The 9,094-nt window shown below is 40.0% G+C and carries 7 protein-coding genes and 1 pseudogene; 7 read left to right on the top strand and 1 reads right to left on the bottom strand.

Annotation, left to right across the window (positions count from 1 at the left end):
* The first annotated feature begins 96 nt into the window (after positions 1 to 96).
* The 4 genes from DWX28_RS18530 (at position 97) to DWX28_RS18515 (ending at position 4,951) form a co-directional block, all read left to right on the top strand.
* The gene (locus DWX28_RS18530; RefSeq protein ID WP_243002500.1) at positions 97 to 1,338 is read left to right on the top strand and encodes a DUF3387 domain-containing protein; all 1,242 of its coding nucleotides are present in this window, start codon (positions 97 to 99) and stop codon (positions 1,336 to 1,338) included.
* A gap of 60 nt (positions 1,339 to 1,398) precedes the next feature.
* Positions 1,399 to 2,706, top strand: a complete 1,308-nt coding sequence (locus tag DWX28_RS18525; protein WP_118254577.1) for a sedoheptulokinase — start codon at positions 1,399 to 1,401, stop codon at positions 2,704 to 2,706.
* Between the two features lie 174 nt (positions 2,707 to 2,880).
* Positions 2,881 to 3,645, top strand: a complete 765-nt coding sequence (locus tag DWX28_RS18520) for an alpha/beta hydrolase (RefSeq protein ID WP_158565344.1) — start codon at positions 2,881 to 2,883, stop codon at positions 3,643 to 3,645.
* Between the two features lie 376 nt (positions 3,646 to 4,021).
* The gene (locus tag DWX28_RS18515; protein WP_118254572.1) at positions 4,022 to 4,951 is read left to right on the top strand and encodes a hypothetical protein; all 930 of its coding nucleotides are present in this window, start codon (positions 4,022 to 4,024) and stop codon (positions 4,949 to 4,951) included.
* Positions 4,952 to 5,114: 163 nt separating this feature from the next.
* Here the strand turns inward: DWX28_RS18515 and DWX28_RS18510 are convergent, their stop codons facing one another.
* A complete protein-coding gene (locus DWX28_RS18510; RefSeq protein WP_118254569.1) occupies positions 5,115 to 6,506 on the bottom strand; it encodes a sodium-dependent transporter in 1,392 nt (463 codons plus the stop codon).
* Positions 6,507 to 6,622: 116 nt separating this feature from the next.
* Between DWX28_RS18510 and DWX28_RS20865 the strand changes: the two are divergent.
* From DWX28_RS20865 to tnpA, 3 genes and pseudogenes are all read left to right on the top strand, one after another.
* Positions 6,623 to 7,533, top strand: a pseudogene (locus DWX28_RS20865) (LysR family transcriptional regulator).
* A 325-nt stretch (positions 7,534 to 7,858) separates the two neighbouring features.
* Positions 7,859 to 8,239 (top strand): hypothetical protein, encoded by a 381-nt coding sequence (locus DWX28_RS18500; protein WP_118254567.1) that lies wholly within the window; start codon positions 7,859 to 7,861, stop codon positions 8,237 to 8,239.
* Between the two features lie 292 nt (positions 8,240 to 8,531).
* On the top strand, positions 8,532 to 8,942 hold the full coding sequence (gene tnpA / locus DWX28_RS18495) for an IS200/IS605 family transposase (protein WP_202029957.1): 411 nt from the start codon (positions 8,532 to 8,534) through the stop codon (positions 8,940 to 8,942).
* The last annotated feature ends 152 nt before the right edge of the window (positions 8,943 to 9,094 follow it).

Here is a 9,094-nt window from a genome sequence, read left to right as displayed (position 1 = left end):
AGATAGCACATTTTGTTGAAGTTTCTTTATATTTTATTTTATCTAGCACAACAAGTTAAGTTAGTATGACGCATAAAGATCTCTATATCTGAAGCAATGAAAGTTTATGGTGGAAATACTTCTGTTGCACCTACGTCTGACGATGTTGAACAGGCTACATCAGTATTCAGAGAAGAACTTGAAATATTAAAAAATATGTTTGTAAGTTATGATTTAACTCCGTTTATTGATGCAGAATGTGATCCGATTGAACGCTACAGACTTCTTACAAAGGCAGCGGAATATGTTTTTGCTTCAATACAGGAATTACATTTTGAAGGAAAGGGTGCTTCTCAGACAGTTTCATTTAAAACATACTTTTTGAAGACAGTGAAACGTATGAGAGCAGCGTTTGACATCTGTCAGCCATCGGGTGAACTTGGCGAAGAAGAATCTGCACTTGCTCAGTGTTTTATGGCGATAGCCGGCTTTGTTCGCAAAATGAGCGGAACGGGTGATGTGGATACAGACACCATGAATCGTGCGGTTTCCAGGATGGTGGAAGAGGCATTGAAATATAATCAGGTGGAAAGTATTCTTGAAAGTGGTGAGGAAGAAGATATATTTTCACCAGAATATTTTGAAAAATTATCTGATGTTAAAATGCCGGCGACCAAGCTGGAACTTCTTGTAAAAATGCTTCGTAAACAGATCAAAGAATATAGTAAAGTAAATCAGATAGCTGCAAAAACATTTCAGGAAATGCTTGAGAAGACGATTGAAGAATATCACGAAAGGCGTAAGCATCTTTCGGCAGAAGAGGCAGGAGAAGCGCAGGAACAAGCTTCTGAAGACATTATTAAGATCGCAACAGAGCAAGCTTTGATTATACTACGCCAGATGAAAGAGAATAGAGCAAGTTTCCGCAAGATTGGATTAACATTTGAAGAAAAAGCATTTTATGATATTCTGATTTCTCTGCGTGATCAATATAACTTTGAATACGGAACAGATAGAGAAGTAGATGGAGTTATTATTAATGATAAGTGTAAAGCTCTTGCACGGAAAGTGAAGGAAATCATTGATACAAAGTCTTCATTTACAGATTGGCTTAATAATCAGAATGTAAGAAATGAGCTAAAACTGGAAATAAAGATATGCTTAGTCAAAAATGGTTACCCGCCACAGTATAGTCCAGAAGTGTTTAATAAGGTTATGGAGCAGGTGGAGAATTTTGAAGAATTTTCGGGAAATAACACTATTTCATACTATGAAAGAAAATCAGAACCTGTGATGATGGCAGCAGAAGAAAAGAATGCGTATGGTGCTGCAAATAAAACCAAAGTCAGCAGGAAGTAATACAGGTCAAAAGAGGTGATTAACTGACTTGGTACACTACATAAGGCAAGGAGAGCAGGGATGAAAGTAATCGGAATTGATATTGGTACAACAACGATCAGTCTGGTTGTACTGGATACAGAAAAAAAGGCGGTTTTGGAATCAAGAACGGTTCCTAATGGGACATTTATAAGGACTGAAAAGGAATGGGAACGCATTCAGAATCCGGATAGAATTGTAGAAAAAGCGATGCGGGAGCTGAAAGAATTACGGAAGGCGTATAAAGATGTGGGGACAATTGGTCTTACCGGTCAGATGCATGGAATTCTGTATATTGATGAGGATGGAAATTGTGTCAGTCCACTTTATACTTGGCAGGATGGGCGAGGAAATCTTCCGGAATTTGATGGGAAGAGTGTTGTCTGTCTGGTAAAAGAAGAGACAGGTTTTTCGATTTCGACAGGCTATGGACTTGCTACACACCTGTATCACTGCAAAAAGAATCAGGTGCCGAAGAATGCAGTTTCCTTCTGTACAATTAGTGATTATCTTGGAATGAAGCTCACAGGCAGAAAAACACCAATTGTGCATATCAGTAATGCAGCAAGTTTGGGTCTTTTTGACAGTGAAAAAATGATGTTTTATATAGATACAATTCATAAACTTGGCATGGATCCGGGACAGTTGCCGGAAGTTACAGATGAGTTTAAAATCTTGGGATACTATGATGGAATACCGGTGACGGTGGCACTGGGTGATAATCAGGCAAGCTTTCTGGGAAGTGTTGGTTTTCAGGAAAATACATTGCTTTTAAACATGGGAACGGGTGGGCAGATTTCTGTATTATCGGATAAGCCATTTGAAGAAGGGGGAATCGAAGCCAGACCACTCGCAAGAGGAAAATATATTCTGGTAGGGGCATCTCTCTGTGGAGGGCGTGCTTATGCAGTGTTGGAGAAGTTTTTCAGAACTTTTGTGGTACAGGCTGGTGGTGAAGATAAGGCATTATATGAAGTTTTGAAGAAATTGGCAAGAGCTGCTATGAATCAGGAAAATCCTGTGGAAGTGTCTACTTTATTTAACGGAACAAGAACAGATCCAACGCTTCGTGGCAGTATTACCAATATCAGCGAAAACAATTTTACACCGGAAGGAATAACCTATGGTGTGTTGCATGGCATGATAAAAGAGCTTTATGACATGTATCAGCAAATTCATCAGGGGACGGGAATTCAGGTATCTCATCTGGTTGCGTCTGGTAATGGAATGAGAAAAAACAAAGTATTACAGGAAATCAGCAGTGAGATGTTTGGGGCAGATTTATCATTGGCTGTGTACCAGGAAGAGGCAGCCTGTGGAGCAGCAGTCAGCAGTGCTATGGCTTTTTAAGTTGTATAACGCATATAATATCTAAGGGGATTGTTTATGTTTGAGAGGATGCTAATATAGCAGACGGCGAAGAAGGAAAAGCTTCTGGATAATTTTCTGGAAAGGCATGAAGCGGAGCATCCGTTTCCTGAGGATGTGGAGCTGATTCGGGATATTGATTATATGGGGGATGGCATGGCCTGTCATTTTATGGATATTTACCGTGGAAAGAAGCATGATAAAAAGCATGATAAAAAGCTTCCGATCATGTTTAACCTTCATGGTGGCGGTTTCCTTCTTGGGAAAAAAGAGGAAAGTCATCTGTTCTGTGCAGAAATGAGCCAGAAGGGATTTCTTGTATTTTCTCTGGAATATCCTCTGGCACCGGAGTCTTTGTTTCCACAGATTCTTCGAGATCTGATGAAAGGAATTAAAAATTCCAGAGTGTATTTTCAGAAATATAATGGAGATGAAGAACGTATTTACCTGACAGGAACCAGTGCGGGGGCAAGCCTGTGTGTATATCTGGCTGCGATGATGCAGAGTCCGGAGCTGGCAGATGTTTTTGGAGTGGTGCCAGCAGATCTTGGGATTCGGGCAATGGGCCTGGCGAGCGGGATGTATTACACGACAAAAATGGACAGCATCGGAATTTTTCTTCCTTCCTGTATTTACGGAAAAGGGTGGAAGAAAAGTTCTTTTTATCTATACATAAATCCGGAAAACAAAGCGATTCTCGAACACTTGCCGCCGTCCTTTCTTATCACAGTTTATGGAGATTCCCTGCGAAATTACAGCAGACAATATGCCAGGGCCATACAGAAGTCAGGAGGCATCTGCCATCTGGAAGATCTGGGTCCCCACAAAAAACTTCCTCATGCATTCAGTACCGCCCTGCCGGAGATCCCGGAAAGCCAATATGTAAATGAAAAGATGGTAAAATTTCTGATGTCATATTGAATTTGATCTTCTTCAGGGGTTTTCGAAAGATTAAAAAACAATCGTAAATTTTTACGATTGTTTTTTCGCGCATTTCTGCACACAATATGGTTAAAAATCTGGAAAAAGGTGCAACTCATATACATGAAACGAGAACAATAGATTTCCAGGACAAGTTAATTAGGAAAATTACATGTCTGGTTGCTGTCTTTCTGTAAAAATAAGCTTGCCAGATGGAGACAGATACTGTATAGTATAAAAAACAGGCAATGATCTAAAGTATCTTATCAGTTATCGTTCAGGCAAATATCTGCCACTAATTCCAAAGATAAAAGCAAATAAGTGTTTAATAGAACTCGACAAAATGTTATAATGTAGATACCAAAAGGAGTGTTATATGAATAATACGATTTTTGATGATGTGTTTCGTACTATGATTGAAAAGATGCCATATTTGGCAGTACCGTTGATCAATGAAGTATTTCACACATCCTATCCGGAAAATGTAAAGATCACACAGCTGCGTAATGAACACCAGCAGGAAGATGGAGAAATCATTACGGATTCCTGTTTGCTGATAGGGAAGAAGATGTATCATATCGAATGTCAGAGTACAGATGATACTACGATGACGATACGCATGATAGAGTATGATTTTGCGATTGCGATAGGAAATGCTGAGAAACAAAATCGGAGATATCGGATAGAGTTTCCAAAATCCTGCGTGCTGTTTTTGAGAAGCTCAGAGAATACACCGGATAATCTGGAGGCGGATGTGATTTTTCCGGATGGGCGGACGCATGTATACTCGATACCGACTATAAAAATGGCAGACTATACAAAGGACAGTATTTTCGAAAAAAATCTGTTGATGCTGCTGCCATTTTATATCATGAGATATGAGAAACAGGGACATGATCTGAGTGAAAATCCAGAATTATTTCAAATATTGTTAAACGAATATGAGGAAATCAGAGTAAATCTGGAAAAGGAACTGACAGAAACAGGAAAAGCAGAACTATATACGGATCTGACAAAACTCATTGTAAAGATTGCAGACCACATTTTTCGAAAGGAAGATAACGTTCGGAAAGGAATAGGTGATATTATGGGCGGGAAAGTTTTGGAATTGGAATCAGAAAGACTTAAGGCACTTGGAAAAGCGGAAGGAAAAGCAGAAGGAGAAGCAATTGGACAGGCAAGAGGAGAAACTCGATTAGGTAATTTAATCAGTCGGCTTATTCAGGATCAGAGAAATGAAGAAATTCTGCTGGCATCAACAGATTCTAAAAGACGTGAGCAGTTGTATAAAGAATATAATATTTAAGGGTATTCCCCACCTGGCCACGCGGAAGACTGTTTCGCTGGCGCGAAAGGCGCTTAGAACGTTTTTGATACAGGCTGGTGGAGAAGAGTATTTGAAAAATAATGCATAAAATCAGGAGGTCAGAAATGAACAGCTCTGATTTTATGCATTTTTTGTTTTATAATTACGATAAAATTCCGGTAGACTGCAGGAACAGGATGAACATCATAACCGGAGCGACAAAACGGATCATCACGCAGTAGAGTTTTTTTCTGTGGAATTTTTCGCCATTGCGTTCCATCTCATCAATTACATAATCCGGTGTTACGATCCAGCCGATCAGGATGGTGGAAAGCAGTGCAATGAACGGCATCATAACACTGTTACTGATATAATCCATGATATCCAGAAGCTGTCCCACAGAGCCATTCGGTAAATTTACTTCTACATAGAAAATGCTGTATCCCAAAGCGATAACAGCGGAGGCTGCCAGGTAGATCGCAGATAAAACAAGAACTGTTTTTTTACGACTGGTGTGGAAGATTTCCATGCAGTTTGCAGTAATAGATTCCAGTACGGATATACAGGAAGACAAGGTTGCAAAAATAGCAGTTACGAAAAACAGGACTCCCACAAATATACCGGCTTTACCCATAGCAGAAAATACTTTTGGCAAAGATACAAACATCAGGCTTGGACCTGCACCCATGCCCTCGGTTCCTGAAAATACGTATACTGAAGGGATGATCATGGCACCTGCAAGAAAGGCAACACCTGTATCAAAGATTTCAATCTGGTTGACGGCTTTGTTTAAATTTACCTCTGGCCTGACGTAAGAACCGTAAGTGATCATGATTCCCATGGACACACTGAGCGAGAAAAACAGCTGGCTCATGGCATCCAGCAGAATCTGCAGAAAACGCGGCACGGTAAGTCCTGTAAAGTCCGGTGTGAGATAATAAAGAAATCCCTGTAAGCCGGTATGCACCTGTCCGGAGGTATCGGTATGCCTGAGTGTCAGGGAGTAGACAGCGATAATTACGACCAGGATCAGCAGGATGGGCATCATCCATTTGGATACTTTTTCAATTCCTTTTTCCACACCATTGTATACAATAAGAGCCGTTACTCCCATAAAGAGCAGGGCAAAAATCACAGGTGAGGTGGAAGAGGTGATGAAGGATGTAAAATAATCATCTGTGGCAGCAGCCTGTGCCTGTCCGGTGATATATACAACGGCATATTTGGTGATCCAGCCACCGATCACAGCGTAATAAGTCATAATAAGAACGGGTACCAGGAAAGTAAGGATTCCCAGGAATTTCCATTTCGGATGCATCTGGGTATAAGCACCGATGGCACTTTTCTGAGTACGGCGGCCGATAGCGATATCAGAAGTAAGCAAGGTAAATCCGAACGTAAGCACAAGAATAAAATAAATGATCAGAAACAAACCGCCGCCATCTTTGGCTGCAAGATATGGAAACCGCCATAAATTTCCCACTCCTACAGCACTGCCGGCTGCGGCAAGGACAAAACCAAGCTGTCCTGAAAAATGATTGGATTTCTTTTCCACTGTAAATAGTTCCCCCTTTGATTGTTGTAAATATAAGATACTATATGATAAAATATTAGTAAAACAAATATTTTTACTGGTATGTATTAAAAAAAATAATATTATTCCAGCGAAGGATGAAGAAGGTAAAAATGAAAGAAATTCGAGACCGTTATGATATTTTTTTGAAAGTATGTGAGACTGGAAACTTTTCCAGAGCGGCAGAAGCATTGAATTATACGCAGTCCGGAATCAGTCAGATGATGGCAGGGCTGGAGGAAGAACTGGGTGTACAGTTATTTGCCCGGATAAAAAAAGGTGTGATCCTGACAGACAATGGAAAACGTCTGCTTCCGTATGTTCAGGAAATGGTGAATCAGAAAGATAAGCTTCGCCAGGCGGCTTTCAACATTAACAATAAAGTGGAGGGGAAACTTCGAATCGGAAGTTTTACAAGCGTAACAGCCATGTGGATGCCGGATGTGATCCGCTTTTTTCAGAAAAACTATCCGCAGGTGGAAGTCCAGATTTTCGACGGGAACTATGATGAAATCCGGGACTGGATCATTCATGGGCAGGTGGATTGCGGTTTTTTATCTTCTATTGTGGCATTTGACCTGAAATTTTATCCGCTTCTGGAAGACCCTCTTTGTGCAGTCATGCCAAAAGGGCATCCTCTTGCCGGAAAAAATGCATAAAACTGGAAGAACTGCTGGAATATCCTTTTATTATCGAAACTCCCGGATGCGATAATGATATTCTGCATCTGCTGGAAAAATGCACGAAAAAACCGCAGGTTTCTTACAGCTTCCGGGATGACACGCTGATTATGGCGTTCGTGAAAAATGGCTTTGGGGTAACGGTTTCGCAGGATCTGGTCATGAGAGCCTTTTCCGATGGAGTTGAGGTACGTCCTCTTGAACCAGAAAGTCACCGGACCATCGGCCTGTCCTTCGCCCGAACAACCAACTCCGTGGTATCAGGAGTATTACTGGATTACCTGCAGAAGTCCCTGCAGAAATACGATTCGAGCCCATCCGGCTCCTGAAAAAGACGGCAAGCTTTTATTTTATATATATCACGCATCTGTTTTTCCAGGCGGTCAGCAGTTCTATGGCATTCTGACATCTATAAAAATGGTAAATAAATCAAAGGAGCATTTTTATGAGAATATTCAGAAAGGAATAGGTGATATTATGGGAGAGACCTGGAAATGGAATAGGAAACACTGAATAAGTAGGTGGCTTTTAACATCAATAGCAACTGGACATAATGCCACAGTTCTTTCTTTATACTTTGCACATATTCCATATTGTTATTTTCGTTTATCAGTGTATAATATTTTATATCCTGAGGAGGGAGGAGGAAAGACTATGTTTGACAAAATAATTGATTTTGGAGCTTACTTAGCTGAAAGTTTTTCCATTTGGATCATCTGTTCTTTGCTGCTTTTTGCCTGCATCATGTATGTATTGCATGGAAGCATCTATTCATTTCATTTGGAAATGCTTAACAGACCAAATAAATTCAGTAAGACCCCGGTGGTGCATATGGATTCTAACAAAGTAAAGCTGGATAAAATCCTTTGCTATCTGGCAGCTTCTTTTTGTCTTATCGTGGGCTGTGGGTTATGCACGAAAATAATATTATACATATTAGGATTGGCAATTATGCTTTTATCCGGAATTGTCCAGGTTATTGTATTGGTTGTATTGTTTGTGCTGGTGGGCTGTATTCTTATCGCATTTATATAGGAAAGAGAGAATCAATATGAGTAAAGAGTATGTTTTGGCGGTAGTATGTATATTTCTTCTTTGCATATCTGCTGATTATTTTTTTAATATAAGTATTAGTTTAGGATGATAAGCGGGAATCCTCGGCAATTCAATTACCGAGATGAAAGCGCAGAATTGTGCATATCTGCACATGGAAATAATATAATAATCCCTTAACTCCTTAATATTAATGCCGTAACCGGCATACAATTAATCGAAAATATGTTCGATTTTTATTGTATGTTTCCAGTTGTTATGTTATACTATATGTATGAAAGAAAATCTAATACATTATAGAACTTGTGTATGTAATATTAACTACCATATGGTATGGTCAGTGAAATACCGGCAGAAGATATTAACACCAGATATTGAGGAATACCTTCAGGAACTGGTGCAGCAGATTGCTGAGGACAAGGGCTTTGCCGTTCATTTATTTGAATGTGGTGAATGTGACCATGTCCATTGTTTTGTATCAGCTCCACCAAAGCTGTCTATAACAGCAATTGTCAAGTATCTGAAGGGGATCACCGGCAGAAAATTATTCGAACGTTTTCCGGAAATAAGAAACCAGCTATGGAAGGGAGAGCTGTGGAACCATTCCTATTATGTGGAGACAATCGGATCAGTATCTGAAGAAAATATCCGCCGTTATATTGAACATCAGAGCAAATCGTATTAAATCAGGGTGGAGTGTAAAACTCCATCTGCATAGCTGTCTGAAGGAGGGGAGAGGAATGCTGCTGTCACACAGAACATCGTTAAAGATCTGTCCGGAATATTCCAACATTATAGGGCATATGTGTTATGCGGCTTCCAAACTCTGGAATGTCT

Origin of the sequence: Blautia sp. AF19-10LB (genome assembly GCF_003461245.1) — a bacterium.
In the GTDB taxonomy this organism is placed as follows: Bacteria; Bacillota; Clostridia; order Lachnospirales; family Lachnospiraceae; genus Blautia_A; species Blautia_A intestinihominis.
Note: the sequence above shows the minus strand (reverse complement) of the source record. Positions and strands in the feature narration are given on the sequence as shown.

What these genes read in the sequence shown, in the direction of transcription:
- DWX28_RS18520 (WP_158565344.1), top strand. Translation starts at nt 2,881, where the DNA reads ATGGCCTGTCATTTTATGGATATTTACCGTGGAAAGAAGCATGATAAA.
- DWX28_RS18515 (WP_118254572.1), top strand. Translation starts at nt 4,022, where the DNA reads ATGAATAATACGATTTTTGATGATGTGTTTCGTACTATGATTGAAAAG.
- tnpA (WP_202029957.1), top strand. Translation starts at nt 8,532, where the DNA reads ATGAAAGAAAATCTAATACATTATAGAACTTGTGTATGTAATATTAAC.
- DWX28_RS18500 (WP_118254567.1), top strand. Translation starts at nt 7,859, where the DNA reads ATGTTTGACAAAATAATTGATTTTGGAGCTTACTTAGCTGAAAGTTTT.
- DWX28_RS18525 (WP_118254577.1), top strand. Translation starts at nt 1,399, where the DNA reads ATGAAAGTAATCGGAATTGATATTGGTACAACAACGATCAGTCTGGTT.
- DWX28_RS18530 (WP_243002500.1), top strand. Translation starts at nt 97, where the DNA reads ATGAAAGTTTATGGTGGAAATACTTCTGTTGCACCTACGTCTGACGAT.